Source organism: Falsiroseomonas sp. HW251, assembly GCF_050563545.1.
Taxonomy (GTDB): domain Bacteria; phylum Pseudomonadota; class Alphaproteobacteria; order Acetobacterales; family Acetobacteraceae; genus Falsiroseomonas.
Genome location: NZ_JBNXUM010000014.1, coordinates 87,990 through 114,414, shown reverse-complemented (window position 1 = coordinate 114,414; position 26,425 = coordinate 87,990). Strand labels below are relative to the sequence as shown.

The following is a 26,425-nucleotide window of genomic DNA, read 5'->3' as shown; positions in this document are numbered from 1 at the left end:
CTTCCTGGGCTCCCTCCGGTTGGCCTTGGTGAGTTTGGTCATGGGTGCAGCAGCCGGTCGGCGGCTTCGCCCACGCGCAGCGCCACGGCCTCGGCGCCGAGAGCGCGGGCCATCGCCTCCATCGGCACCTCGAGCGCGATGGGGATGCCTGGCGGCAGGGCGTCCAGCACACCCTTGATCTCGATGCCGCCCTCGCCGGGCGGCAGGCGCTCGGCGCGGGCGTGGTGGAGCAGGCCCTCGGTCGTGGCCGGGCGTTCGGCCGGCGCGTCGCAGACATGCGCCATGGGGAAGCGCGCGGGATCGATCGCGGCGATCTGCGCGGGCGTACCGAGCGAGCGGTCGAAATGCAGCGTGTCCACCAGGATGCCGCCATTGCCGCGGCCCGCTTCCTCCACGATCGCGGCCGCGCCGGGGAGGTCGCGCACGGCGGCATAGGGGAAGAACTCCAGCAGCGCGGCCATGCCGTAGCGGGCGGCAAGATCGCAGAGTGCGCCGAAGCCGTCGGCGAGCCTTGCCCGGTCGGGATCGTAGGGCGCGGCGATGACGAAGCGCGCGCCGAGCGCCGCACCCGTGGCCACGAAGGAGTCGAGCGCCGCGACGTCGAGATCGGGGGTGATGCGCACGAACTCGATGTCGAGGACCGAGAGCCCGGTTTCGGCCAGGGCGCGCCTGGTCTCGCGCAGCGCCGCGGGATCGTCCTGCAGGGGGTGGCCCGGGCTGTCCGGCGTGACGCGCAGCAACCGCAGCCCGACCGAGCGATAGCCCGTGCGCGCCGCGACGCGGACCAGCTCGGGCGGCGGCAGCGACAGTGCCGTCAGGTGTGCGAGCGAGAAGCCGGTCATGCCGCGGGCGCCTGCGCGGAGAGCGCGTCCACATAGACCACGCGGGTGCGGTCGATGTGGCCGGACAGGATCGCCAGCATCGCCTCGATCCGGCCGCCGGCGAAGCACGCCACCATTTCGCGGTGTTCCGCGAAGGATTGCGCGCGGCGTTCCACGACATGCGCAGTCAGGTGGATGCGCAGCGCCGCGACCTTCGCGCCGGCGAGCTGGTAGGCCTGCTGCAGATACGCATTGCCGCAATGGTCGAGGAAGCTGCGGTGGAAGCGCGTATCGGCGCGGCCATAGGCCACCGCATCGCCTTTCAGCACCGCCTTCATCGCGGCCAGGCTTTCCTCCATCGCCGCCAGCGCCGCGTCGCGCGCGCGGGCATGCGAAAGGCGGATGCCCTCGGCTTCCAGCAGGAAGCGGTATTCGCAGAGCGCCGCCGCGTCCTGCGCGGTCGGGCGGAAGACGTAGCTGCCCTTCTTGCTGACCACGCTGACCAGGCCGCTCGCCTGCAGGATCGCCAGCGCGTCGCGCACCGGCGTGCGGCTGACGCCGATCGCGCGGGCCAGCGTCTCCTCCGGGATCGCCTCGCCCAGGCCGAACTCGCCGTCCACGATCGCCTGCTCCAGGCGCTCGATCACCATCTCGGTCAGCGACCGCGGCGCGGCGATGCGGAGATCCGGCATCAGTCCGGCAGCACCTTGCCGGGATTGAGGATGCCGAGCGGATCGAGCGCCGCCTTGATTGCGCGCATCGGCGCCAGCGCCGCGCCGTGTTCCTTGACCAGGAACTTGCGCTTGCCCGTGCCGACCCCGTGCTCCCCGGTGCAGGTGCCTTCCAGGGCGATGGCACGTTCCACCAGGCGCTCGTTGAAGGCCTCGGCGACGCCGAGCTCCGCGGGATCGTCGGGATGGATCAGCAGCCCCATGTGGAAATTGCCGTCGCCGACATGCCCGACCATCGACGTCATCACCGGCAGATCGGCGCGTTCGCGGTCCGCCCAGCGCACGAGCTCCGTCAGCTGCGACAGCGGCACGCAGACATCCGTGCTCCAGAGCTTGCGGCCGGGGCTGAGGCCGAGCACGGCGTAGTGCACGTTGTGCCGGGCATGCCAGAGGCGGTTCAGCGCCTCATGCCCGGTCGCGCGCTCGAAGCCGGTGCCGCCATGGCCGTCGGCGATCTCCTGTGCCAGCGCGGCCTGCTCCTCCACGCCGGCGGCGGAGCCGTGGAACTCCAGGAACAGCGTCGGCGCCTCCGCCATCGCGGTCTTCGAGTATCGGTTGATCGCGCGCATCGTCATGTCGTCCAGCATCTCCGCCCGCGCCACGGGGTTGCCGGCCTGCACGATGTCGGTGACGGTCGCGACCGCCGACGCCACGTCCGGGAAGTGGCAGATCGCGGCGGATACCGCCTCCGGCACGCCGTAGAGGCGCAGAGTCACTTCGGTGATGATGCCGAGCGTGCCCTCCGACCCCACCAGCAGCCGCGTCAGGTCATACCCCGCGGACGACTTGCGCGCCCGGCTGCCCGTGCGGATCACGCTGCCATCCGCCATCACGGCAGTCAGCGCGATCACGTTCTCCCGCATCGTGCCGTAGCGCACGGCATTGGTGCCCGACGCCCGCGTCGCCGCCATGCCGCCCAGCGTGCACTCCGCGCCGGGATCGACGGGGAAGAACAGCCCCTGGTCTCGCAGCCAGGCGTTCAGCTGCTGGCGCGTCACGCCGGCCTCGACCGTCGCATCGAGGTCGCCCGGCCGCACCGCGACGATGCGGTTCATGCCGGAGAGGTCGAGCGAGATGCCGCCCGCGACAGCGAGCACATGGCCTTCCAGCGAGGTGCCGGCGCCGAAGGGGATCACCGGCACGCGATGCGCCGCGCAGAGCGTCACGATGCGTGCGACCTCCTCCGTCGCCGTGGCGCGGCAGACAGCCTGGGGCGGGCAGGTCGGGTGGTATGATTCGCCGCGGCCATGCTGCTCGAGATCGGCGGATCGGCGGGAGAAGCGCTCGCCGAGCAGCGCGGATAGCGCGGCGACCAGCGCCGCCGGCAGGTCCGCGGGCGGGCGCGAGATGGCGTTCATGGCGGGCCTGGCTCTTCCTCTGTCGAGGGCCAGGGAAGCGCGGACGGGTCAGAGGGTCAAGGCCTTGCATGTAAGGTGCAAGAGGCTGACCTCTTCCAGGCGGTGCCGCCTGTGATCGCGCGCGGACGCGGCCGCGTCACGTCGCGGCGGCGGCCTCCTCGCACTCGATCCGCGCGATCAGGGCCGCGACCGCGTTCTCCGCCGGCGCCGGCTCCGGCGGCGCGACGGGCGCGGCCGGCGCGGGCGTGCCCTCGCAGGCGCCGATGAAGGCGCCCATCACGGCGTCGATCGCCTGGCGGCTGACCTCGCGCCGGTCGGGCCCGAAGAAATCGGCCGGTGCCTGGGGAGCCGTCACGATCTCATAGGCCGGGAAGTAGCGCGCCCAGGGCAGGGCGAGCGTCACCTCCTCCGCCACCACGCGCAGCGCGGACTTGCTGTAGATCGTCGCCGCCAGCACGTGGCTGTCCGTCGCCGTCGCGACCAGCGGGACCGGGGACACCGTCAGGATGAAGCGGATGTCGGGGTTGATCCCGCGGATCAGCGCCAGCGCCGCCGTCAGGTCGGCCCTTGTCTCGGCGACCGTGAAGTTGCGGAAGACGTGGCGCGCGGGGTCGTACTCGCCCGCGATGGTGCCCGGGCAGGCCGGGAAGACCGCGCCGTCCAGCGCCGAGACCCAGGCCTCCGTCAGCCCGAGGGTGAAGACGAAGACATCGGCCTGGCGGAAGGCCTCGATCGTGCGGTCGAGGTGCTGCGCCGTGAGCAGGTCGAATTCGCGGTCCGACGAGGCCGGGAAGGCGAGCCCCGGGCGGAAGGCGTCCACCACCGCATCCCTGGCGTACCAGCGGTCCTCCTGCGGGCGGAAGTGGCCGAGCGCGCGCTGGACCAGTTGCAGCAGGTGTCGCGGCGTGTAGACGTTGCCGTAGGCCGCGGAGAATTTGTGGTAGCTCAGCGCCTCGACATGGGTCGCCGCCAGCGCGGGATGCGGCTGTTCCGTCCGCACATAGGCGATGCCCGCGGCTTCCAGATACGGGACGATGTTCGCGGCGAAGCAGCTGCCGGCGGAAGCCACGCGCTCGCCGCCGCGGATCATCGGCGGGCCGGAGGGCACCACGGCGCCGGGCGAGAAGTCACGCGCCACGGCGCGTTCCCAGAAGGCGCGGTCGGGTGCGGCGCGGTAGGGATGACGCATCTCAGCTCTCCGCCTGCACGGCACGTTCGATGCATCGCCGCATGGCGTCGCCCCAGCGCGCATTCGCATGCGTCGCATCCTGCGCCCAGCAGTCGCGAACCAGCGTGCCGTCGGGCTCCAGCGTCTCGGCGGGGCAGGGAATGAACAGCGCGCCGGCCTGTTCCGCGGCGGTGGCCATCTCCTGCTGCAGCACGGTCCAGAGCTTCTGCCGGACCGCCGGCGGCGTCAGCCGCATGGAGGCGGGGTCCAGGCCGGCGTCGCGCGCGCGCTGGACGAAGAAATCGGAACGCCGGACCTGCGCCAGCACGAAATCGTCGTCACGCTTCGGCGCCGGCGTGCCCAGCACCAGCACGCGCTGGGCCTTTGTGGCCAGGGCGGCGACCTTGTGCAGCCCGGTAAGCGACGGCCGGAAGAAGGCGCGGATCACGGACAGCGGCACCAGTTCGGCGTTCGGGTCGATCGTCTCCGTCCCGGCGCCCGGGCAGACGAAGTCGAAGGGCCGGCCGCGCGCGATCAGGAAGCCCGCCTGGTGCTGGTTGCCGTTCCAGCCGATCGCGAGGAAGCGGCCCTCGACCTGCGCCGCGACAGCCTGCCAGTAGCCCCAGCCGCGCGAGCCGCGCCAGGGATCGGCCGGCGAGACGAAGCGGACAGCGCCCTCGGTGACGGTCAGCAGGGTGGCGGGATCCTCCGCGCAGGCGTTCGGCACGCCCAGGCTGAACATATGCGAGTCCCCGGCGAGGATGACCTCCGGGATCGGCGGGGCGGCGGCGGGGCGGTCGGCCGCCGCCAAGTCTTGGCTGAGCGACATGGCTTCTTATCGCGCCGTCGCGCTGGCGGGTGCAACCACTGGTTGTAAGGAAGCACAAATATCCTCTTCACGGCCCAGGCCTGCCTTCACCCTCGGTTCACGCAGCGCGGCGGCGGAAGGCGTCGAGCGGGCCGGAGCGGAGCAGCTCGCTCGGCAGCCGACGGCCGATGATCTCCTCCGCGAGGTGGCCGGCTTCCATCAGCGCGTCGAGATCGACGCCGGTCGCGATGCCCATCTCCTCGCAGAGCAGGACGAGCTCTTCCGTGCAGATGTTGCCGGGCGCGCCGGGCTGGCCGGCGAAGGGACAGCCGCCGAGGCCGCCGACCGTGGTGTCGAAACGCGCGACGCCGAGGCGCAGCCCCGCCATCGCATTGGCGATGCCGAGGCCCCGCGTGTCGTGCAGGTGCAGCGCGAGCGTCGCGTCCGGCCAGCGCTCCCGCACCGCGGCGATGCCGCGCTCGATCCGGATCGGCGTCGCCCAGCCCATGGTGTCGGCCAGCGTGACCTCGGTGATGGTCGCGCCGCATTCCTCCGCGATCGCCATGGCGTCGCCAACGGCCTGGACGATCTGCGCCGGCGCCACGTCGCCGGAGTAGTTGCAGCCGAAGGCGGCCTGGATGCCGATGCGGGTGACGGGGATGCCGGCCTCGAGATGCGTGCGGGTCAGGGCGCGCTGCGCCTCGATCTGGCCGGCGCGGTCGCGGTTGAGGTTCTTCTTCTGGAAGGCTTCCGACGCCGCGAAGGCGATGGAGCCGTAGAGCTTCAGCCGGTCCCTGAATGCCAGCGCGCGGTTCATCCCCGCGGCGTTGAACCAGAGCGCGGTGAAGGCGACGCCCGCCGGCGGCGCGATCTTCGCGACGACCTGCTCCGCATCGGCCCACCCGGGAACGAGCTTCGGCGAGACGAAGGAGCAGACCTGGATCTGCCGAAGGCCCGTGGCGGCAAGGGCTTCGATCAGCGCGACCTTGCGGTCGGTGGGGATGGGGCCCGGCTCGATCTGGAAGCCCTCGCGCGGGCCTTCCTCGCGGATCTCGACGGAACGGGGGAGGTCGGACATGCGGGCGGTCTCCTCGGCGGCGGAGAATGCGCCGGGCAACGGCGCTGGTCGAGGCCGGGACGCGACAGGCGCCGTGCTTGCCGTCCTATACCACGAGCCCCTGCGCCTTCCGCAGATCCTCGACGAAGGTTGCGTATTCCCGCTGCTGCGCCGCCTGGTCGGGCAGGCGCAGCAGGTAGGAGGGGTGGACGGTCGCGAAAACGGGCAGCCCCTCCGGCCCGTCCACCGTCGTGCCGCGCGTCTTCATCACCGGCAGCGACTTGCCGGTCAGCGCGCGCAACGCGGTCGCGCCGAGCGCCACCAGCAGGCGCGGGGCGACCAGGCCAATCTCCCGCAGCAGGAAGGGCCGATAATACGCGATGTCCCCGGCGTCGGGCGATTGGTGCAGGCGGCGCTTGCCCGTCGGGGTGAACTTGAAGTGCTTGACCGCATTGGTGACATAGGCCTCGTCGCGCGGCACCTCGGCATCGCCCATCGCCCGGTCGAACAGCCGGCCGGCCGGGCCGACGAAGGGGCGGCCCTTCAGGTCCTCCTCGTCGCCGGGCTGCTCGCCGACGAAGAACAACGGCGCGCCGATCGGGCCCTCGCCGAACACCATCTGTGTCGCGCGTCGCGCGAAATCCGGCAGGTCGTTGCCGCCCGCCAGCTCTCGCTTCAGCGCCTTCAGCGCTGCCTTGGGGTCACGTCCGGCATCGAGCAGGTCCATCCCATCGCCTCCCTGGTCGTGGAGATAGACGCCTCGCTGCGGCCTCGGGTTCGGCGGGGTGGCGCCGCGGGCGATCATCTCCGCCGCGCGGCGCGGGGCTTCGCGCATCAAGCGCGGGATCTCCGCGGTTTCCGGCATGTTCCGCCAGTATTTCCGCGGCATCTCCGACAGCATCGCGCCGGGCTTCATCCGTGCGGGGTTGAAGACCGCGGCGTAGTAGGCGCGCCAGAGGGGCTCCGTTGCGTCGTCGCGCGGCACGTCGAACCGGTTCCCGCCCGGGCCGAAGGCAATCCGGTCGCCGTTCCAGTGGACGGTGCATCGCGGCGTCACGATGGTCCAGAGCAGCCCCGCGAAGCGGCGGACGAAGAAGCCGGCCTCGGCGCGTTCGATGTGGTGCTCCGGCTCGAACCAGGCGATGTGGCGCAGCCCCGCCTCGGTCTCGACGTGCCGGAAGCGCAGGAAGGCGTGCATCTTGTGCGCGTCGCGCCGCACCGCCTTGGCCATGGCCTGCAGCCGCGCGATGTCGGGATCGGTGGCGACCGTCAGCAATTCATGCTCGCCATGGGTGACGCGCCACAGCGTGCGGTACAGCAGCATGAAGCGCTCGGGGTCGCGGTGGCGGATGGCGAATTCGGCGAGCTCCAGGAAGCCCTTTGGCACGCGGTGCCGCGGCGGGCCCGAGGCGGGCGGGGCGGCGGTCGCGAAGAGGCCCGGCGTGTCGCCGGCGACGTGCCATTCCGTGTCCTCCGGCCGGATCTCCGCCGCGAGCAGCCCGCGCGCGATGTCGCGCCAGGCATCGAAGGCGGCGGGCCCGGGGAGGATGACGGCGGTGGTCATCAGAACAGGCTGAGCTGCCGAGGCTTCGCGGCGTTCGCGAAGGCCGTCGCCGGGACCAGCCGGTCGCGCAGCGCCGCATCGTCGAGCCCGCGCGGGCGGTGATCGGCGGTGACGACGAAGGGCAGCACCCTGGCGAGGCTCACGCGCAGCCGTGCGAGGTCCTCCGCGCGCAGGCGCGTGTGGCGGCGGGCGGCGACCAGCTTCTCCACGGTCTTCGCACCGAGACCGGGGACGCGCAGCAGGCGCTCCTTCGGCGCGCTGTTGACGTCCACGGGGAAGTCGGCGCGGTGCTTCAGCGCCCAGGCGGTCTTGGGATCGAGCGCCAGGTCCAGCATGCCGGCCTCGCCGCCTGCCATGATCTCCTCTCGCGTGAAGCCGTAGAAGCGCAGCAGCCAATCCGCCTGATACAGCCGATGCTCGCGCACCAGCGGCGGGGCGATCGGCGGCAGGACGCGCGACGCGTCGGGGATCGGAGAATAGGCGGAGTAGTAGACGCGCTTCAGCCGATAGCCGGCATAGAGGTCCGTCGCGGTGCCGAGGATCGTCGCATCGTCCGAGGCATCGGCGCCGACGATCATCTGCGTGCTCTGCCCCGCCGGCGCGAAGCGCGGCGCGGCGGCGCGGCGGGCACTGCGCGCGGCGTCCTTCGCGTCCTCGATGCGGACGCGCAGGCCGCCCATGGCGCGGCGAATCTCCCGAAGGTCCTTCTCGGGCGCGAGGGCCTTGAGGCTGTCGCCCTGCGGCAGCTCGATGTTGATGGAGAGCCGGTCGGCATAGCGGCCGGCCTGCTCCACCAGCTCCGGCGCCGCGTCGGGGATGGTCTTGAGGTGGATGTAGCCGTGGAATCCGTGATCCTCGCGGAGCGACCGCGCGACGCGGACGAGCTGCTCCATCGTCCAGTCCGGCGAGCGGATGATGCCCGACGACAGGAACAGTCCCTCGATCGCATTGCGGCGGTAGAAGGCGAGGGTCAGGTCCACGACCTCCTGCACCGTGAAGCGGGCGCGGCGGACGTTCGACGACGCCCGGTTGATGCAATAGGCGCAGTCGAAGACGCAGGCGTTGGTCAGCAGGATCTTGAGCAGGGATATGCAGCGCCCGTCCGGCGCATAGGCGTGGCAGATGCCCATGCCTTCCGTGCTGCCGATCCCGCCGCGCATCGAGTCGCGCTTCACCGTGCCCGAGGAGGCGCAGGAGGCGTCGTATTTCGCGGCGTCGGCGAGGATGGAGAGCTTCTGGATCAGGTCCATGGCGAGCGGCATGAGGTCAGCATGTTCATGATATGTTCTGATTGTGCCGGCGCAAGGGCCTTGTGGAACGAGGGTCGGTCGTTGCGGTACCATCGCGCCATGGCATGGCTCGCACGTTTCGCCATCGGGTTCCTCGCACTGGCGGCACCCGTCGCTGGAGCGGCAAAGGAAGCGCTGCTCTCCAGCCTGGCGGACAAGGTCGCCGAAGCCGAGGTGCCGAGTTCGGAATCATGCGTGGTGCCGACATTCCTGCCGGGAACGGCGGAGCAGGTGAACGTGCTGGTCGTCCAGGCCACGCCGCGGCCACCGGGCGCGGCGGGCCGCATCTGCCGTGACGACTCCACAGCCTGCGTGTTGGTCGCGCGGGGCGAACTGCCGCGCTTCGTGGCATGGGACAAGCCGCCACCGGATCCGCCGCTCGTTGTTCAGCGGCCGCCGGCTACCGTCGGACCCATGACTGGCATTCCCACTCCGATGACGCAGGAACAACTCGTGGCACGCGGCCTCATACCGCCTCCATCCTCCCCGCCATTCGATCCGAGAACCTTCGGCAGGGCGATCTACGCGCCGTTCCGCACCGGCGGCATCGTCCTGTCCATGGATCGTGCCTGCTGAGCTGCCGGCACCGAAGCCGGCCGTTTCCGATCCGTCTGGCCTGCACGCTTGACCATCCTGTCGGCCCCTGACAGGAAAGCCTCCGAGGGGATTTCCGCGATCGCCCCGTGAGGCTTCGGCCCGAGAATCGCGTCCAGGCTCCGGCACCCCGCGCCGGATCGGAGGGCGCCCATGCAGCCGTTCCAGGCAATCGACGACTCCGCCAGGCGTGACCCCGTCGGACGCATCCTGCTCGCCCGGGGCTTTCGCGACTTCGGGGACGGGCTGGTCGCGGTGCTGCTGCCGGCCTGGCTGCTCGCCCTGGGCTTCGGCGGCGCCGAGGTCGGGCTGGTCGCCACCCTCGCCCTGCTGGGCTCGGCGGCGATGACGCTGGGCATCGGCGCGCTCGGTGCGCGGGTGGATCCCCGCGCACTGCTGCTGGCGGCCTCCGCGCTGATGGCCGCCACGGGCCTTGGACTGGCGCTCGCCTCGGGGCTGGTGGTGATCGCGGCGGTGGCGCTGGTCGGCACCGCGAACCCATCCGCCGGCAGCGTCAGCGTTTTCGCCCCGCTCGAGCAGGCGCTGCTGTCGCATGCGGTGGCGGATACCCGCCGCACCGCGGCCTTCGCGCGCTACAGCCTGGTGGGCTCGCTGGCCGCCGCCGCCGGGGCGCTGGCAGCCGCCGGGCCGCAGGCCCTGACGGCGGCAGGCGTGACGGAACTCGGCGCCTTGCGGGCGGCCTTTCTGGTCTATGCCGCGCTCGGGCTGGCGTGCCTGCTGGCGTACCGCGCCCTGCCCGCAATGCCGCCCGCGGAACGACGCGCGCGCCATGCGCCGCTCGGCCCCTCGCGCGGGATCGTGCTGAAGCTCGCGGCGCTGTTCTGCGTGGACAGCTTCGCGGGCGGGCTCGCGGTCCAGTCGCTGCTCGCGCTCTGGCTATTCGAGCGCTTCGACCTCTCGCTCGCCGAGGCCGGCCTGTTCTTCTTCTGGTCGGGCGTGCTGGCCGCCTTCTCCTTCCCCGTTGCGGCCTGGCTGGCGACGAGGATCGGCCTGGTGAACACGATGGTGTTCACGCACATCCCGTCCAGCCTCGCGCTGATCGCCGCGGTGCTGTCGCCGAGCGTGGAGGTCGCGCTCGGCCTGCTGCTGCTGCGCGCGGCGCTGTCGCAGATGGACGTGCCGACGCGGAGTTCCTACGTCATGGCCGTCGTCACGCCGGCCGAGCGCACCGCGGCCGCGAGCGTCACCGCCGTGCCGCGCAGCCTGGCCGCGGCGGCAAGCCCGGCAATCGCGGGCGCGCTCTACGCCGCGGGATACGCGGCGCTGCCCTTCATCCTGTGCGCGGTGCTGAAGATCCTCTACGACCTCGCTCTGCTCTGGGCCTTCCGGCATCTCCGGCCGCCGGAGGAGCGATGAGGCGCCTGCGTCCTCACCGCGCTCCGCCCGGCGTCATGCCGAAGGCCGCCCGGAAGGCCGCGCCGAAGGCCGGCGCGCTGGCATAGCCCACCGCCGCGGCCGCCCTCGCCGGCGTCTCGCCGCGCGCGAGGCGGGCGGCGGCCTCGGACAGGCGGAGGCGCTGGCGCCAGCGCGCGAAGCCCATGCCGGTCTCCGCCACGAAGAGCCGCTCCAGCGTCCGCGGGCTGGCGCCGGCCTCCGCCGCCCAGGCTTCGAGCGTCAGCGGGCTGGCGGGATCGGCGCGCAGCCCGGCGGCGACCCGTCGCAGCCGGGCATCGCGCGGTTCCGGCACGCCGAAGGGCAGGCCAGGAGCGCGTGCGATCTCGTCCAGGATCAGCACGGCGAGGTGACCGCCGCGGCCCGCCTCGTCCCATTCCAGCGGCTCCGCGCAGGCCGCCAGGATCAGCTCGCGCAGCAGGGAGGAGACGGCGAGCACCGTCGTCGCGCGCGGGCCCGCCGCGGCGGCGTCGGCGCGCAGGAACAGGGCGCGCATCGCCACCGCCCCCTCGATCGCGACCCGGTGCGGCTCGGCCGCCGGCATCCACAGGGCATGGCCCGGCGGCAGCACGAAGGCCGTGGCATCGGTGGCCACCCGCATCACACCGCGTGTGGCGTAGAGTAGCTGTGCGCGGTCGTGCTGGTGGCGCGGCACCGTCTCGCCGTCCGCATAATCCCGCGCGAAGGCGGCCAGCGGGCGATCCACCCGGTCCTGCGGCAGGTCACGACGCAGTGCCTGACGGTTCGGCGACAGGGATCGGCGGGACGTCTTCACCTCGCCAGGGTAGTCTGAACGCAGGAACCGACTCCAGGATTGCGCATGGACGCCGCGAAACGCCAGATCGCCTTCGTCAACATCGCCCATGTCTTCACCCACTACGGTCTGCTGATCCTGGCGACCGCGGTGCTTGCGATGGTGCTGCAGGACGAGCCGACCTTCGGCGCGGCCTATGGCCCGATCCTCGCCCTTGGCACCGGCATGTTCGTGATCTACGGCCTGGGCTCGCTGCCCATGGGCTGGATCGCGGAACGCACGGGGAGGCCGGTGCTGCTGCTGCTGTTCTTCCTGGGTACCGGAGCGGGGATGGTGCTGGCCGGGCTCGCGACCGGGCCGTGGACGCTGGCCGGCGCGCTCTTCGTCGCGGGCGCCTTCAGCGCGATCTACCACCCCATCGGGACCGCGATGCTGGTGGACGCCGCGGGCGATCACGTCGGCGCCTCCGTCGGCGTGAACGGCGTCTTCGGCAATTTCGGCGTGGCGCTGGCGCCCGTCGTCACCGGCCTCGTCGCGGCGGGGCTGGGCTGGCGATACGCCTTCCTGATCCCGGGCCTGCTCTGCATCGCGGCCGGCCTCGCCTATTGGGCGAACGGGCTGACCGACGTCGCGCGTGGCAAGGCGGCGTCGAAGCCGTTCCCGGCCATCCCGCCCGCGGTGGTGCGGCGGGCGGTCACCGTGCTGCTGCTGATCGCCACCGCCAGCGGCTTCGTCTTCAACGGCTTCACCCTGCTCATCCCGAAGCTGATGCAGGAACGCCTGGCGGGCTCGCCCGAGCTGCTGCCGATGATCGGGGCGCTCGCCTTCCTGGTGACGCTCTGCGGCGCCGCGACGCAGTTCACGGTCGGGCGGCTGATTGACCGGCACACGCTGAAGCGCGTCTTCATGCCGATGGCGCTGGTGCAGATGCCCGCGCTGCTGGTGCTGACGCAGTTGCAGGGCTGGCCGGTGCTGGTGGTCTCGGGGCTGATCTGCGCCTCCGTCTTCGGCCAGGTCACGGTGAACGAGACGATGACGGCGCGCTATGTCGCCCCGGCGCTGCGCGCGAAGCTCTATTCCATCCGCTTCTCCGTCGGCTTCCTTGGCGCGGCGAGCGCCGCGCCGCTGGTGGGCTGGCTGCACGACAACGCGGGCGGCACGACAGCGGTGCTGGTGGTGCTCGGCGTCTTCGCGACGGTGACGCTGTGCTGCGCGATCTTCTTCCCGAACCGCGAAGAGGAGCTGAAGCCCGAGCTCTGGTCGCGCGAAGCGGTGCCCGCGGAATGAGGCGCGCCTTCCTCGCCGCCCTGCTGCTGCCCGTCGCCGCGCTGGCACAGCCCGCCCCGGTCGAGATCCGCTTTCCGCCTGGCACCAGCGGCACCGTCGTCGCGAGCGCCGTCGCCCGTGGGGAGGTCGCGCGCTATTCGCTCGGCGCCCGCGCCGGCCAGCGCATGGCGCTACGCATCGAGTCAGCCGAGGACAACGCCGTCTTCCAGGTCGTCGCGCCCGGCGGCAAGACGCTGCCAGGCGCTGGCGAGGGCGACGACGCCCGCGGCTGGACCGGCGACCTGCCGGTCAGCGGTCCGTATGTCATCGTCGTCGGCGCCACGCGCGGCGGCGCCGAGTTCCGGCTGTCGGTGACGATCAGGTAGACTTCAGCAACGCCGCCCAGGCGACGAGGCCGGCGACGACCTTCGCGACCGCGGCGCGCGACGCCTCGTCCGCCAGCTCGCCGTTCTCGAACTTCGCCTTGGCCGTGCCGACATAGCATTCCGGGGTCGGCATCAGCCGGACATTGGTGGCCAGCAGCGACGCGCGCAGCTGCGTCTGCGACCGCGCGGTGCCGAGCGTTCCGGGCGTCGCGCCCATCGTCGCCACCGGCGTGTCCTGCAGCGGCGTCTTGCGCGCCTCGCCGTCGGGCGCGCTGCGGTTCGCGCCCTCGAAGCGGGACGCCCAGTCCACCGCGTTCTTCAGCACGCCGGGCATGCCGGCATTGTATTCCGGCGTGACGAAGAGGATCGCGTCGGCCCCCCACAGCGCGCGGCGGAACGCCATGACGGGCTCGGGCCAGGACGGCTTCTCGAGGTCCTCGTTGAAGAGCGGCAGGTCGCCGATCTCCACCACTTGGATGGACGCGCCGTCCGGCACCGACGCCGCCGCGACCCGCAGCAGCCCGCGGTTGTAGGAGGCGGCGCGCAGGCTGCCGCAGATGCCGGCGATCTTGACCATGGGAGCTACTCCGCGATGACGAGGCCGCGTCGCACGAGCCGCTTGCAGAAGTCCAGCGCGCCCTCGCCGAGTTCCGCCGGCGTCGCGCCCTCCGCCAGCCGCGCGAACCACTCGGCCTGCGCCGCGTCCAGCGCCAGCGGCGCGCCGTGCCAGCGCAGGCTGGCGCCGCCCGCTTCCTCCGGCACCAGCGCATGCAGCGCGCCGGGCGCGAGGACCAGGCGCGTGCCGGCCTCCGGCAGCGCGACGAACAGCCCGCGCCCGAGCAGCGCCGGCCGGTCCTCCGCCAGGCGGTCGAGCAGCGTCAGCGCCGCGCGCTCCAGCGCCGCGGGCTCGGCCAGCTTCGCCGCCAGCGGCCGCGCCATCTCCGCCAGCCGCCCCGGGCCGTCGGCCAGGCGCCAGGTCGGGAAGGCCTCGCGCAGCGCGGGCTCGGTCTCCTCCAGGAGGTCCACGGCGAGGCGCATCACTGTCGCGAAGGATGGTTCGAGAAGCCCGACCGTGATGTGCAGCGACAGCCCGTCCTGCGCCGCGGCATCGTGCATCACGCCGCGCGGGACATAGAGCGTGTCGCCCGGCCTCAGCGTGACGACGGTGGGCTCGCCCTCGGGCTCGATGTTGCCGGGCCACGGCGTGCGCCGCGTCGGGCGCGGCACGGGCTGGCCGGGGAAGATGCGCCAGCGCTTCTCGCCCTCGACCTGCAGGACAAGGACATCGTGCGTGTCGTAATGCACACGAAAACCCTGCGCGCCGGGCGGGGTGAGGTAGATGTTCGACTGCACGCCGTGCAGGAAGACCTGCTCCAGGCCCCGGCAGAAGCGCATCAGGGCGTGGTGCATCTCGTGGAACTGGGACACGACCAGCGTCGCGCCCTGGTCGAAGGCGTGGAACAGGCTGGGCAGGTCCACGCGCCCGTCATCGCGCAGGTATTCCTGCGCGGGGACGGCCGCGCTGCCCTCGCGCCGGCTTTCCGCCATGGACACGCGCGGGGACCGCGCGGCGTCGGTGCGCAGGAAGGCGTCGAGGTCGGCGACCGACAGCAGCGCCCTGTGATGGTCCGGCGCGGGCGCGGAGATATGCTTCCAGTCCGCGCCTTCGCGCAGGCGCAGTCCTTCCTCGACCGGCAGGTCGCCGAAGGCCTGCGCCCAGGCCGTTTCCGCCAGCGTGCGATCGTCGCTCATGCGGGGCAGGCTAGCCCCGCAACGGAGACCTCACCAGCCGCGCCGTCCGAATCCCGGACCGTCGGAGGGATCGCTGTCAGAAACGCCAGTCCGCGTCCGCACCACGCGCCCGCGGCCGTAGCCCGCGCCGTCGGACGGATCATTGTCGCTCACGCCGGTATAGACCCGGTTCGAGGACCGCACGCCGCGCCGGCCATAGCCCGGGCCGTCCGAGGGATCGGCGTCGCTCACGCCGGTATAGACCCGGTTGGAGGTTCGCACGCCGCCACGGCCGGCGCCTGGCGCATCCGACGGATCGGCGTCGCTGATGCCGGTGCGGCGCACGCCGCCGCGGCCCGCGCCGGGCGCATCCGACGGGTCGGCGTCGCTGAAGCCGCTGACCCTCTGGCCGCCGCGGCCATTGCCCGGCGCGTCGGAAGGGTCGGCATCGCTGATGCCGGTGCCGCGGACCTTGCCGCCGCTGACCGGCGCCACCGGGACATAGGTCACCGGCCCCTGCTGCGGCACGCAGGCCGCGGTGGCGCTTGCCGCGCCGCCCAGCGCGGCGAGCTTGAGGACGAACAGCCGGCGCTTCAGCGGCCTGGCTTCTTCCTTCGCGTCCTCGGCAGGTCCCGTCGTATCCGTCATGCGTCCCTTCCTCGATCGCCGGCGCGATCGCGGCGATGTTGGCATGGACGGAGAATGACGCACAGGTGGAAAACGGAGGTGAAGGGGGCGTCGTCGGCACGGCGCCCCTGCGACAGGCCTCAACCCTTCGCGGGCACCAGCCCGTGCCGCCGCATGATGCCGAGCAGCACGTCCATGTCCGGCGGGCCGGGATTGCGCAGCGCCGCAGCCATCTCCTCGAAATAGGCCCGGCCGATCGAGCCCGGCGTCAGGACGATCAGCACCTTCGCCGTCTCGGCATGCAGGTTGGCGTGGTGATGCACGGCGCCGCGCGGGATATGGACGACGTCGCCGGCGCGGACCTCGTGCCGGGTGCCGTCGACGGTTGTCGTCATCGTGCCGGACAGGCCGTAGACCGCCTCGTCCACGCTCTCGTGGTAGTGCGGCGCGGGCACCTTCGCGTCGGCCGGGACGACGAAGTCGAACATGACGAGTTCCGGCGTCTCCACCCGGAAGCGCAGTTCCATCGAGCCGATCCTGACGGTGGCGTCCGTCGTCCTTTCCATCACTGCCGCGTCCATCATGCCTCTCCTTCCCTGCGATGGCCCCTGTCCTGGCAGGCCTTTGCTGCGAGACCTCCATGGCGTAAAGTCTCTTTACGCAAACACAGACGTAAAGAGGCTTTACGTTGGAGTCAAGCGAGGAATCACGGGCGGAGAAGCCGCCCTATGTCGGCGCGCTGCTGCGCCTCTGCTCCGAGCGCGCGCGGGAGAGGGTGCACCAGGCGATCCGCGAGGCCGGCTGCGACGATCTGCACGAGACGCATCTGCGGCTCTTCACCTATCCCGTGCCGGACGGCGTGCGGCCGTCGGAGATCGCGCGGCGACTGGGGATGACCCGCCAGGCGACGAACCACGTCATCACGCAGATGGAGGCGCTGGGCTACCTCGAGCGGCGGGACGGGCCGGACGGGCGGCGGCTGGTGTATCTCACCGCGCGCACCTGGACCGTCGCCGAGGCGATCTGGAAGGCAATGCGCGACCTTCAGTCGGAATGGCGGGCCGAGATCGGCGAGCGCGACTTCGAGACCTTCATCGCCGTGCTTCGTCGCCTGGCCGCGGCGGCGGCGCCGGCACCGGCTGCGGCGGCTCCGGCGGCATCACCACGATCGTGACGGCGCGCGCACCGGGCTCGGCCCCTCGGCCGGAGTAGGCGCCGACCCGGGCCTCGGCGCGGATGCGATCGCGCTCGATGCCCTGCTGCGACAGCGACGTGGAGACCGCCCGCGCGCGTCGCGCCGCGAGCTCGATCGATGTCTGCGCCCCCTGCCCGCGATCGGCGTGCCCGAGCACGCACACGTTTCGGTCCGGCTGGTCCTTGATCAGGGCGCTGGCCGCCTCGATCGCCGCGCGGCCAGCCTCCGTCAGCCGGTCGGCGCCGCGCGCGAAGGGCACTGCCCAGACGTCGTCCTCCAGCTGCTCGGCGCCGATGCAGTTGAAGGGCCTGGGCTGGGCGACGGCGGGGCCCGGCAGCAGCAGCAGGCCGAACAGCAGGGCCCTCACGCCGCCGGCGCCAGCAGACCGGCGCCGCTCAGCTTGCCGAGCAGGACCTCCGCTTCCACCCCGGGATGCGCGCGCGCCAGTTCCGGCGCCGTCACGTCGGGCCGTGCCAGCAGCCAGGACGCCGCCTCGGCCTCGGCCGGGGTCAGAGCCAGCGCGCCGGACACGGTCTTCACCACCCACTCCGCGCCGCGACGCACCGGCTTCGCGCCATTCGCCACCACGCGGAACGCCGCCGCGCCGTCCGGGGCGGCATCGGCCGAGGATCCGATCCCGCGGGCCGCCAGCAGGTCGTAGCCGCCGCGGTGATAGCGGTAGCCCGCGACGAACTGCGCGAGCAGCTCCATCGCCTTCGGCTCCTTCGCGAACTCCGCTAGCCGCTGGCCAAGCATCCCCGCCCGCTGGGTCAGCGCAAACTTCGCCGGCGCCGACCCGTCCTGCCGTGGCAGCGGCTTGCGGAACTCGGGGTCGTGCAGCGCGCGCTCCATCAGCAGGTTCAGCAGGTCCATCCCGAGCGGCGCATGCACGCCATAGGCGACATGCACGGACGCCGCCGCATTGGCGAGCGCGTCGTGGTACCAGCCGCGCGGGAGGTACAGCAGGTCGCCCGGCTTCAGCGTCACGACCTCCCTCAGCTTGCCCCGGGCCTGGTCGTGATGCGCCTGGGGCTGGCCCTTGAAGGCGGGATGCGGGATCGGCCACTCCGCCCGGCCTTCCCAGATGTTCCAGTCCTTCTCGCCCTCGACCTGCACGGCCCAGACGTCGTGGGTGTCGTAATGCGTGCGGAAGGCCTTGTGCGCCTGCCAGGAGATGTAGACGTTCGCCTGCGTCTTCCCGAGCCCCGCATCCTCGAGCGCGGCGGAGACGGAAGCGAGCCCAGGCGTCAGGCTGTCCACGTCGTTCATCACGACCGAGGCGCCCTTGGCGATCCATTGCTGCACCAACCGCGCATCGGGCTGCATGACCTGCGCCTGGTCGCGACCGAGCGTGCGGGTGCAGAAGCGGTCGGGCGGGATGGTCTCGCTGTCAATCACCAGCTTGAGCGAGGCGGCGGACCAGATGTGGGTCATGTCCAGCAGCCGGTTGATCTGGCGCCAGGACAGCACCTGCGCGAATTTCCCCGGCGTGCCGCGGACATGCAGCGGCTTGCGGTCGTGGTATTCCGCAAAGAACTGCTCGGGCGTGACGGGCGCGAGAAGGGCGGCGAGGTCGGCGATCATGCAACGCAGGATAGCACTGCGTTGAACCCTGCGACACGCCGTCGTCCTGGACGAAGCGCCATCCCGGGAGGCAGGCTGGCGCCCGAGGGCGCCGCCCCGAGGGAAACGCCGATGACCGACGCACCAGCCCCCGACGGGGTCCGCCCGGGCGTGCTCGCCGCCGCCGAGGCCGCCCTGGCCCGCGCCGCCCCTGCCCTGCCCGATGCCGCGCGCGACCTGCTGCGCCGCCTCTTCGCCGCCGTGCCGACCGAGGAGCTGGCGGCCACCCCGCCCGAGAGCCTCGCCGAGGCCGCCGCCAGCCTCTTCGCCTTCGCCGCCACCCGCCGCCCGCGCGAGACGAAGCTGCGCGTCCTGCCCCCCGGCCCCGGGCGCGGCGCCGCTCCGGTGGTGGAGCTCGTCACCGACGACATGCCCTTCCTGGTGGACAGCGCGCTGGCTGCGCTCGCCCGGCGTGGGCGGACGGTGCGCCAGCTCCTCCATCCCGTCATGCCGGTCACGCGCGACGGCGAGGGCAGGCTCGCGACGCTCGGCGAGGGCCCGCGGGAGAGCATGATGCGCATCGCGCTGGCCCCTGGCGCCGTCATGGCGCTCGGCGCCGGCGGCCCGGCGCCGGAGCCCGACGACCTGGTGGCGCTGGAGGCCGCGCTGGGCCAGGCGATGCGCGACGTGCGCCTTGCCGTCGGCGACTTCCCCGCCATGGTCGCGCGGTTGAAGCAGGCCGAGGAGGAGGTCGGCGGCGGCGAGCCCGCCGAATTCCTGCGCTGGATGGCCGGCGACAACTTCGTCCTGCTAGGCCATCGCCGCCTTCGGCTCGACGCCGAGGGCTACGCGCATGTCGAGGAGGAGGAGAACCTCGGCGTGCTGCGCGACGCCGCGCTGCCGGTTTTCGACGCCCTCCGCGGGCTTCCCGCCCTGCCGCCCGCGGTGCGCGCGACGCTGACCCGGCTCGAGCCCGTGAACGTCGCCAAGGCGAACATGCGATCCAACGTTCACCGGCCGCAGCACGCCGATGTCGTGATCACGCGCATCACGGATGGCGCAGGGCGCGTCGCCGGCGGGCGGCTGTTCCTCGGCCTCTTCGCCGCCGGTGCCTACAACCGCAATCCCCGCTCCATCCCGCTGCTGCGGGAGAAGGTGCTGCGCATCCTGACGCGGGCGGGGATGGACCCCGAAAGCCATGACGGCCGCGCACTGCGCAACATCCTCGACACCTGGCCGCGCGACGAGCTGTTCCAGGCGCCGGAGGAGGAGGTGCTGAGGGGCTGCCGCGTCGCGCTCGATCTCTCCATCCGCCCGCGCGCCGCGCTGGTGCTGCGCCGCGATCCCTTCGAGCGCTTCGTCTCCGCCATCGCCTGGCTGCCGCGCGACGCCTTCGACACCGCGATGCGGGAACGCATCGGCGGCCTGATCGCGCAGGCCTTCGGCGGGCGGCTGTCGGCCTTCTACACCGTGCTCGGCGATGCGCCGCTGGCGCGCGTGCACTACGTCATCGGCACCACGCCAGGCGCGGTGCCCGCGGTGGAGGACGCCGCGCTGGAGGCCGCCATCGCCCAGGCCGCACGCAGCTTCCGCGAGCGGCTGGAGGAGGCGCTGACGGCGGAGATGGGCGAGGTGGGCGCCGCGCCGATCCTCGCGACCTGGCGCGAAGCCTTTCCCCCTGCCTATCGCGAGAGCGAGACGGCCGCGCAGGGCGTCGCCGACCTGCTGCTCGCGCGCCGCGCGGCGGAAGGCGGGCGTCCCGCTGCCGCGCTGTCGCGCCCGCCCGGCGCCGATGCCCGCACGCTGATGCTGCGCCTGGCCAATCCCGGTGGCCCGCTGCCGCTGGCCGATGCACTGCCGCTTTTCGGCAGCCTCGATCTGCGCGCGATCGAGGAGGTGCCGCATCGCCTGGCGCCCGCCGGCCTGCCGCCCGTGGTGCTGCATGTCTTCACGCTGCGGGCCGCGGCCGATTGCCCGGAAGCGCGCTTCGCGCCGCTGCTGGACGCGCTGTCAGCGCTGCAGGACGGCCGCGCCGAGGCCGACGGCTTCAACCGCCTGGTGCTGCGCGCCGGGCTCGACTGGCGCGAGGCCTGGCTGCTGCGTGCGATGTTCCGCTGGCTGAAGCAGGTCGGCTTCGCCTTCGCGCAGGAAAGCGTGGAGGCCGCGCTGGCGTCGCACCCTGAGGCCGCGCGCATCCTGGTGGACCTCTTCCTCGCGCGTTTCGATCCCGTCGCGCCGTCGCGGGACGAGACGACGCTCGATGCGGCCTGGCGCAGGCTGCTCGACGGCGTCGCCAATCCCGACGAGGACCGCATCCTGTCGCGGCTGCGGACGCTGCTGGATGCGATGCTCCGCACCAACTACTTCCGCCACCGCGATTTCCTGTCCCTGAAGATCGACAGCGCGCTCGCCGGCGACATGCCGGCGCCGCGGCCCTGGCGCGAGATCTTCGTGCATTCCCCGCGAATGGAAGGCGTGCATCTCCGCGCCGGGCCGGTCGCTCGCGGCGGGATCCGCTGGTCGGACCGGCGCGAGGATTTCCGAACCGAGATCCTGGGCCTGATGAAGGCGCAGCGGCTGAAGAACGTCGTCATCGTGCCGACCGGCGCGAAGGGCGGCTTCATCCTCAAGCATCCGCCGCCGGCCTCCGACCGGGAGGCCTTCATGGCCGAGGGCATCGCCTGCTACCGCACGCTGATCCGCGGCATGCTCGACGTCACGGACAACATCACCGCCGACGGCATCGCGCGGCCGCCGTCGGTGGTGCCGCGCGACGGCGACGATCCCTACATCGTCGCGGCGGCCGACAAGGGCACCGCGACATTCTCCGACATCGCGAATGCGCTGTCGGAGGAATACGGCTTCTGGCTCGGCGATGCCTTCGCCAGCGGTGGATCGGCCGGCTACGACCACAAGGCCATGGGCATCACCGCGCGCGGCGCCTGGGTGATGGTGGACCGGCATTTCCAGGAGATGCGCGGCGCCGGCGTGCAGGACGCGCCATTCCGCTGCGCGGGCGTCGGCGACATGTCGGGCGACGTCTTCGGGAACGGGCTGCTGATCAGCCGGCAGACGCGGCTCGTCGCCGCCTTCGACCACCGCCACATCTTCCTCGACCCCGATCCCGACCCGGATGCGTCATTCGCCGAACGCGAGCGGCTGTTCCGGCTGCCGCGCTCGTCCTGGGCGGACTACGACGTCAGGCTGCTCTCGCCGGGCGGCGCGGTGCTGCCGCGCAACGCGAAGTCGCTGCCGCTGAGCGAGCAGGCCCGCGCGCTGCTCGGCATCGAAAGCGACCGCGCCGAGCCCGCCGAGATCATGCGCGCGATCCTGAAGCTGCCGGTGGACCTGCTCTATTTCGGCGGCATCGGCACCTATGTGAAATCCAGCGAGGAGACGCAGGCCCAGGCCGGCGACCGCGCCAACGACGCGATCCGCGTGGACGGGCGGGAGATCCGCGCGAAGGTGATCGGCGAGGGCGCGAATCTCGCGATCACCCAGCGCGGCCGGATAGAGGCGTCGCGCGGCGGCGTGCGGCTGAACACCGACGCGCTCGACAACAGCGCGGGCGTCAGCACCTCCGATCACGAGGTCAACATCAAGATCCTGCTGACCGGCGCCGAGCGCGAGGGATCGCTGACGCGCCGCCAGCGCGACACGCTGCTGGCGGAGATGACCGACGAGGTCGGGCATCTCGTCCTGACCGACAACACCGCGCAATCGCTCGCCGTCAGCCTCGAGATGCTGCGCGCGCCGGAGGAACTGGCCGCGCATGCCGCGCTGATGACGCGGCTCGAAGCCGCGGGCTTCCTCGACCGCGCGGTCGCCGACCTGCCCGACGAGGCCGCGATCCGCGCCCGCGCCGCGGCAGGCGAAGGCCTGACGCGGCCCGAGGTCGCGGCCCTGCTGCCCTTCGCGAAGCTCTGGCTGACGGAGGCGATCGAGGACAGCGCACTGCCCGACGATCCCGCGCTGCTGCCGAGCCTGGTTTCGTATTTCCCGACGCCGCTGCGCGAGCGCTTCGGGGCGCTGATCGCGACGCACCGGCTGCGGCGGGAGCTGGTGTCCATGATCCTGGCCAATGCCGTGGCGAACCGGCTGGGCTGCGCGGCGCTGGCGCGGCTCGGCGCCGACGGCGCGGCGACGGCGCGCGCGGCCTGGCTAGCCGATGCGCTGTTCGGCCTGGGGGAGGCGGCGCAGCAGGCCGACGCCTCTTCGGCGCCGGCCGGCGTGCGGCTTTCGGCGCTGCTAGGCCTGCGGCGATTGCAGGAAGGCGCGGCGCGGGAGTTGCTGGGCGGAACGGGCGAACTGGCGGAGGCGCGCGACGCGCTCGCGCCCGGAATCGCCGCGCAGCTCGCCGGGATCGTGCCGTCGGGCGAGGCCGCGGCGCTGGCGGAAGCCGGCATTCCGGTGCATGTCGCGGCGCTCTGCGTCCCCGGCCTGGCCGCGGCGCCGGCGATCGTGCGGCTCGCGCAGCAGGCCGGCGTCGGCGCGCGCGAGGCGGAGCGCGCCTGGAGCGAGGTAGGCGAGGAATTCGCGTTGGACGCGCTGCGCCAGGCTGCCGATCGCGCGCGGGCCTCCGGCGCCTTCGCCGCGCGCGCCAAGGCCGAGGCGCTGGCCGATCTCGGCGCGCTGCAGGCGCGGCTGGCCACCGCACGCCTGGCAGGCGGCGCGGCACCCGACGCCGCGGCGGCCAGGTTGGCGCGGGAAGCGGCCGCGGCTGGCGATCTCGTCGCCGTCGGGGTCGCGGCGCGGGCGCTGGGCAGGCTAGGCTAGCGCGAACCCCCACCCCGACCCTCTCCCGCAAGCGGGAGAGGGAGCGGTTGCGCTGGTCTCCCCTCTCCCGCTTGCGGGGGAGGGAGGGGCCCGCGCGAAGCGCGGGAGGGTGAGGGTCCGAGACACCGCGCCGGATACCGCATGACCCGCAAAGCATGGGCCTGGGCCTTCTACGACTGGGCCAACAGCGCCTTCCCGACCGTCGTCTCGACCTTCGTCATCGCCGCCTATTTCACGCAAGGCATCGCCCCCGACGCCGCGACGGGACAGTCGCAATGGGGCTGGATGCAGGCGGTCGCGGCCCTGGTCATCGCGGTCGCCTCGCCGATCCTGGGCGCTGTGGCCGATGCCGGCGGCCGGCGGCGCGCGATGCTCGCGACCTTCACCGGCATCACCGCCGCCTTCACCGCGCTGATCTGGTTCGCGAAGCCCGATCCGTCCTACGCCCTGTATGCGCTGTCCTGCGTCGGCATCGCGACGATCGGCTTCGAGCTCGGCACCGTCTTCTACAATTCCATGCTGCCCGAGGTCGCGCCGGCCGAGCGCATCGGCAAGGTCTCGGGGCTCGCCTGGGGGCTGGGCTATGCCGGCGGGCTGGCCTGCCTCGGCGTCGCGCTTGTGGCGCTGGTGCAGCCCAACCCCTCTCCCTTCGGGCTGGACCGATCCGAGGCGGAACATGTCCGCGCCACGGCGCCGCTGGTGGCGGTCTGGCTGCTGCTGTTCGCCTGGCCCGTACTGGTCGCGCTGCCCGATCCGCCGGGCCGCAAGCCGCCATGGGGCGAGGCCGCGGCGCGCGGCGTGGCCGACATCCGCGACCTCGTGCGATCGCTGCCGCGGCGGCCGACGCTGCTGCGTTTCATGATCGCGCGGGTCTTCTACACCGACGGGCTGAACACGCTCTTCGCCTTCGGCGCGATCTACGCCGCCGGCGTCTTCGGCATGGGGTTCGAGCAGATCCTCCTCTTCGGGATCGCGATGAACGTCGCGGCCGGCCTCGGCGCCGCCGGCTTTGCGATGGTGGAGGACCGCGTGGGATCGCGCCGGATGGTGCTGATCGCGCTATGCTGCATGGTGGTGCTGGGCGCGCCGCTGGTGACGACGGACAGCGAGAGCGCCTTCTGGGCGCTCGCGCTGGCGCTCGGCCTGTTCTTCGGACCCGCACAGGCCGCGAGCCGCGCCTTCATGGCGCGCCTGGCGCCGCCGGAGGAGGTTTCGGCCTGGTTCGGCCTGTTCGCGCTATCGGGCCGCGTGACGGGCTTCGTCGGGCCCGCGGTGCTGGCGACCGTGACCGCGGTCACCGACAGCCAGCGCCTGGGCATGGCGACGGTGGTGGTGTTCCTCGCCCTCGGCGCGGCCGTCCTGGCGACCGTCAAGGAAGGATAGGAACCGTCCCTGCCGGGCGCCGTTGGCGGCGCATGGATCGTCAGGAACAGGCCCTCGCCATCGCGCTGGGCTCCGCCGCTTTGCTCGGTGGTCTCGCGCTGCAGGCGAACGCCGATGCGCGGCGCGTCGAGCGTGAGAACCCGCCGCGCGGCCGCTTCGTGCGGGGTGCCGGCGCGCGGCTACATGTGCTCGACCGCGGCTTCGGCGACGCGACGCCCGTCGTGCTGCTGCACGGCAACGCCGTCCGGGCCGAGGACTGGATTGCGTCCCGCGTGCTGCCGCAGCTCGCGCCGACGCGCCGCGTGCTGGCCTTCGACCGGCCGGGCTTCGGCTTCAGCGATCGTCCGCGCGACCGCATCTGGGGCGCGGTGGAACAGGCGGACGCGATCGCCGAGGCGCTGCATCGCCTCGACGTGCCGGAGGCGGTGATCGTCACGCATTCCTGGGGTTCGCTCGCCGGCATCGCGCTGGCGCTGCGCCATCCGCAGGCGGTGGCGGGCCTGGTGCTGATCGCAGGGTATCACTATCCGACCGCGCGCGCGGACGTCGCGATCTTCTCGCCGCCCGCGGTGCCGGTGATCGGTGACGTGCTGCGCTACACCGCGGCGCCGCTTATCGGACGGGCGATCGCGCCGGGGATGGTGAAGGCGATGTTCTCGCCCCTGCCGGTGCCCGCGCGCTTCGAGGCCGCGATCCCCCGGGCAATGATGCTGCGTCCCGGCCAGATCCGCGCGAGCGCGGAGGACGCCGCGACGATGGTCGCGCGCGCCCGCGTCGCAAAGCGCCGCTACGGTGATCTCGCCGCGCGGAAGGTCGCGATCCTCGCGGGCACCGACGACAGGATCGTGGATCCGGGCCGCCATTCCGTCCGCCTGCACCACGACATCCCCGGCAGCACGCTGCGACTGTTGCCGGGCATCGGCCACATGCTGCACTGGGCCGCACCCGAGCTGGTGGTGGAAGCCGTCAACGAGGTCAGCGGCACGCCAACGGCGCCGCTCATCGGTGCCCCGGCGGGGCTCGAAACCGATCAGGGCCGTGAAGCGGCCCCGCCCGGCTCGGAGCAGCCGTCGCCGGCGCAGCGCGTCTGAGGCGCGGAAGCCAGGCGCGCGGAGCGCGTATCTTTCCCCGGCGTCAGGCGGAAGCGAAAAGATAGGCCGGCATGGGTTGCGTGTCGTCCCGCACGCCCTTCACGCCGGGCACGTTCTCCGCCAGCACGCGAAGTCCGCGCTGCACGGCCGCGCTGCGGCTGAAGCCGTGGAACTCCACGATGCCGTCCTTCACGTCCACCAGCGTGTAGAAGGTGTCGGCCCAGGGCTCCCGCTTCATGGCGGCCATCACGGCGCGGCGGAGACGGTCGTCCGACAACTCGCCCTGCTCGGGCGGCGGCGCGACGAGGGCGCGCAGCAGGTCGGCACGGGACACGATCCCCTTCAGCCGGCCATCCTGCGTGACCAGCACGCGGCGGATGCCCTTGTCCTCCATGAGGTGCGCGACCTTGGACGCCAGCATGTCAGGGTCCACCGTCACCAGCCCGGTGGTCATGATCTCGCTGGCGACCACGCCGTGGGTGCGGGCGTAGCGCTCGGCGTCGCGCTGCTGGTTGCCGAAGAGGCTCGCGAACCAGCCGGGCCGCGCGTCGTCCTCGCCCGCCAGGCGTCGGATCAGGTCGGCCTCGGTCACGATGCCGACGGCCTTGCCCTCGGCGTTCACCACTGGCACGGCTGAGATGCCGCGATCCGCGAGCAGCCGCGCGATCGCGAGCACCGGCGTCTCGGGCGGGACGGTGACCACGTCGGGGGTCATCAGGTCCCGCGCTCTCAGGCTGGTCATGGTGTGCTCCCTCCTCGAAGCGTTCGATGAAGGGCAGCCTAGACCTTCCGGCATGGTGCGACCTTGATGCAGGTCAAGCGGGCGGCGGCGAAGATTCCGCTTGTGCCG

24 protein-coding genes are annotated in these 26,425 nt (G+C 72.4%); 8 read left to right on the top strand and 16 right to left on the bottom strand.

Features of this window, described 5'->3' with window-relative positions; translation table 11 throughout:
* Positions 1 to 38: 38 nt before the first annotated feature.
* The 8 genes from ACLF3M_RS18065 to ACLF3M_RS18030 form a co-directional block, all read right to left on the bottom strand.
* Entirely contained in the window at positions 39 to 842 is an 804-nt protein-coding gene (locus ACLF3M_RS18065; protein WP_430658358.1) for a sugar phosphate isomerase/epimerase family protein, read from the bottom strand.
* The gene (locus tag ACLF3M_RS18060; RefSeq protein ID WP_430658357.1) at positions 839 to 1,513 is read right to left on the bottom strand and encodes a GntR family transcriptional regulator; all 675 of its coding nucleotides are present in this window, start codon (positions 1,511 to 1,513) and stop codon (positions 839 to 841) included. Before ACLF3M_RS18060 ends, ACLF3M_RS18065 begins: the two co-directional genes overlap by 4 nt.
* Positions 1,513 to 2,910 (bottom strand): FAD-binding oxidoreductase, encoded by a 1,398-nt coding sequence (locus ACLF3M_RS18055; RefSeq protein ID WP_430658356.1) that lies wholly within the window; start codon positions 2,908 to 2,910, stop codon positions 1,513 to 1,515. Before ACLF3M_RS18055 ends, ACLF3M_RS18060 begins: the two co-directional genes overlap by 1 nt.
* Positions 2,911 to 3,046: 136 nt before the next feature.
* Entirely contained in the window at positions 3,047 to 4,099 is a 1,053-nt protein-coding gene (locus ACLF3M_RS18050; RefSeq protein ID WP_430658355.1) for a GSCFA domain-containing protein, read from the bottom strand.
* 1 nt (position 4,100) lies between these two features.
* Positions 4,101 to 4,907, bottom strand: a complete 807-nt coding sequence (locus ACLF3M_RS18045; protein WP_430658354.1) for a hypothetical protein — start codon at positions 4,905 to 4,907, stop codon at positions 4,101 to 4,103.
* Between the two features lie 97 nt (positions 4,908 to 5,004).
* Positions 5,005 to 5,964: a hydroxymethylglutaryl-CoA lyase gene (locus ACLF3M_RS18040; RefSeq protein ID WP_430658353.1), complete on the bottom strand. Its 960-nt coding sequence runs from the start codon at positions 5,962 to 5,964 to the stop codon at positions 5,005 to 5,007.
* An 85-nt stretch (positions 5,965 to 6,049) separates the two neighbouring features.
* The gene (locus ACLF3M_RS18035) at positions 6,050 to 7,507 is read right to left on the bottom strand and encodes a UdgX family uracil-DNA binding protein (protein ID WP_430658352.1); all 1,458 of its coding nucleotides are present in this window, start codon (positions 7,505 to 7,507) and stop codon (positions 6,050 to 6,052) included.
* The gene (locus ACLF3M_RS18030; RefSeq protein WP_430658351.1) at positions 7,507 to 8,769 is read right to left on the bottom strand and encodes a putative DNA modification/repair radical SAM protein; all 1,263 of its coding nucleotides are present in this window, start codon (positions 8,767 to 8,769) and stop codon (positions 7,507 to 7,509) included. Before ACLF3M_RS18030 ends, ACLF3M_RS18035 begins: the two co-directional genes overlap by 1 nt.
* Before the next feature lie 87 nt (positions 8,770 to 8,856).
* Here ACLF3M_RS18030 and ACLF3M_RS18025 point away from each other — a divergent pair, with 87 nt between their 5' ends.
* The gene (locus tag ACLF3M_RS18025) at positions 8,857 to 9,372 is read left to right on the top strand and encodes a hypothetical protein (RefSeq protein WP_430658350.1); all 516 of its coding nucleotides are present in this window, start codon (positions 8,857 to 8,859) and stop codon (positions 9,370 to 9,372) included.
* Positions 9,373 to 9,543: 171 nt separating this feature from the next.
* A complete protein-coding gene (locus ACLF3M_RS18020) occupies positions 9,544 to 10,767 on the top strand; it encodes an MFS transporter (RefSeq protein ID WP_430658349.1) in 1,224 nt (407 codons plus the stop codon).
* 13 nt (positions 10,768 to 10,780) lie between these two features.
* Here ACLF3M_RS18020 and ACLF3M_RS18015 read toward each other — a convergent pair whose 3' ends face one another.
* Positions 10,781 to 11,578, bottom strand: coding sequence for a helix-turn-helix domain-containing protein (locus tag ACLF3M_RS18015; protein ID WP_430658348.1), 798 nt, complete (start codon positions 11,576 to 11,578; stop codon positions 10,781 to 10,783).
* A 45-nt stretch (positions 11,579 to 11,623) separates the two neighbouring features.
* On the opposite strand from ACLF3M_RS18015, the gene ACLF3M_RS18010 reads away from it, so the two are divergent.
* Together ACLF3M_RS18010 and ACLF3M_RS18005 are read left to right on the top strand one after the other, a co-directional pair.
* Complete coding sequence (locus ACLF3M_RS18010; protein WP_430658347.1) at positions 11,624 to 12,844, top strand: MFS transporter; 1,221 nt, start codon at positions 11,624 to 11,626, stop codon at positions 12,842 to 12,844.
* Complete coding sequence (locus ACLF3M_RS18005; RefSeq protein WP_430658346.1) at positions 12,841 to 13,209, top strand: hypothetical protein; 369 nt, start codon at positions 12,841 to 12,843, stop codon at positions 13,207 to 13,209. Before ACLF3M_RS18010 ends, ACLF3M_RS18005 begins: the two co-directional genes overlap by 4 nt.
* On the opposite strand, the gene ACLF3M_RS18000 is transcribed toward ACLF3M_RS18005, so the two are convergent.
* From ACLF3M_RS18000 to ACLF3M_RS17985, 4 genes are all read right to left on the bottom strand, one after another.
* Positions 13,202 to 13,786, bottom strand: a complete 585-nt coding sequence (locus tag ACLF3M_RS18000; RefSeq protein ID WP_430658345.1) for an NADPH-dependent FMN reductase — start codon at positions 13,784 to 13,786, stop codon at positions 13,202 to 13,204. The two genes, ACLF3M_RS18005 and ACLF3M_RS18000, sit on opposite strands and share 8 nt — an antisense overlap.
* A gap of 5 nt (positions 13,787 to 13,791) precedes the next feature.
* Positions 13,792 to 14,961 carry a cupin domain-containing protein gene (locus ACLF3M_RS17995; protein ID WP_430658344.1) on the bottom strand — a complete coding sequence of 390 codons (1,170 nt, stop codon included), beginning with the start codon at positions 14,959 to 14,961 and terminating at the stop codon, positions 13,792 to 13,794.
* Positions 14,962 to 14,991: 30 nt separating this feature from the next.
* Positions 14,992 to 15,588, bottom strand: a complete 597-nt coding sequence (locus ACLF3M_RS17990; protein ID WP_430658343.1) for a hypothetical protein — start codon at positions 15,586 to 15,588, stop codon at positions 14,992 to 14,994.
* A 119-nt stretch (positions 15,589 to 15,707) separates the two neighbouring features.
* Entirely contained in the window at positions 15,708 to 16,151 is a 444-nt protein-coding gene (locus tag ACLF3M_RS17985) for a cupin domain-containing protein (protein ID WP_430658342.1), read from the bottom strand.
* A gap of 104 nt (positions 16,152 to 16,255) precedes the next feature.
* Here ACLF3M_RS17985 and ACLF3M_RS17980 point away from each other — a divergent pair, with 104 nt between their 5' ends.
* A complete protein-coding gene (locus ACLF3M_RS17980; RefSeq protein WP_430658341.1) occupies positions 16,256 to 16,741 on the top strand; it encodes a MarR family winged helix-turn-helix transcriptional regulator in 486 nt (161 codons plus the stop codon).
* On the opposite strand, the gene ACLF3M_RS17975 is transcribed toward ACLF3M_RS17980, so the two are convergent.
* Together ACLF3M_RS17975 and ACLF3M_RS17970 are read right to left on the bottom strand one after the other, a co-directional pair.
* A complete protein-coding gene (locus tag ACLF3M_RS17975; RefSeq protein WP_430658340.1) occupies positions 16,659 to 17,129 on the bottom strand; it encodes an OmpA family protein in 471 nt (156 codons plus the stop codon). The genes ACLF3M_RS17980 and ACLF3M_RS17975 overlap by 83 nt on opposite strands.
* A complete protein-coding gene (locus ACLF3M_RS17970) occupies positions 17,126 to 18,346 on the bottom strand; it encodes a cupin domain-containing protein (RefSeq protein ID WP_430658339.1) in 1,221 nt (406 codons plus the stop codon). Before ACLF3M_RS17970 ends, ACLF3M_RS17975 begins: the two co-directional genes overlap by 4 nt.
* 111 nt (positions 18,347 to 18,457) lie before the next feature.
* On the opposite strand from ACLF3M_RS17970, the gene ACLF3M_RS17965 reads away from it, so the two are divergent.
* From ACLF3M_RS17965 to ACLF3M_RS17955, 3 genes are all read left to right on the top strand, one after another.
* The gene (locus tag ACLF3M_RS17965; protein WP_430658338.1) at positions 18,458 to 23,101 is read left to right on the top strand and encodes an NAD-glutamate dehydrogenase; all 4,644 of its coding nucleotides are present in this window, start codon (positions 18,458 to 18,460) and stop codon (positions 23,099 to 23,101) included.
* Positions 23,102 to 23,242: 141 nt separating this feature from the next.
* A complete protein-coding gene (locus ACLF3M_RS17960) occupies positions 23,243 to 24,484 on the top strand; it encodes an MFS transporter (protein WP_430658337.1) in 1,242 nt (413 codons plus the stop codon).
* Between the two features lie 32 nt (positions 24,485 to 24,516).
* Positions 24,517 to 25,575 (top strand): alpha/beta fold hydrolase, encoded by a 1,059-nt coding sequence (locus ACLF3M_RS17955; protein ID WP_430658336.1) that lies wholly within the window; start codon positions 24,517 to 24,519, stop codon positions 25,573 to 25,575.
* Positions 25,576 to 25,618: 43 nt separating this feature from the next.
* Here the strand turns inward: ACLF3M_RS17955 and ACLF3M_RS17950 are convergent, their stop codons facing one another.
* Positions 25,619 to 26,317 carry a CBS domain-containing protein gene (locus ACLF3M_RS17950; protein ID WP_430658335.1) on the bottom strand — a complete coding sequence of 233 codons (699 nt, stop codon included), beginning with the start codon at positions 26,315 to 26,317 and terminating at the stop codon, positions 25,619 to 25,621.
* Positions 26,318 to 26,425: the final 108 nt, after the last annotated feature.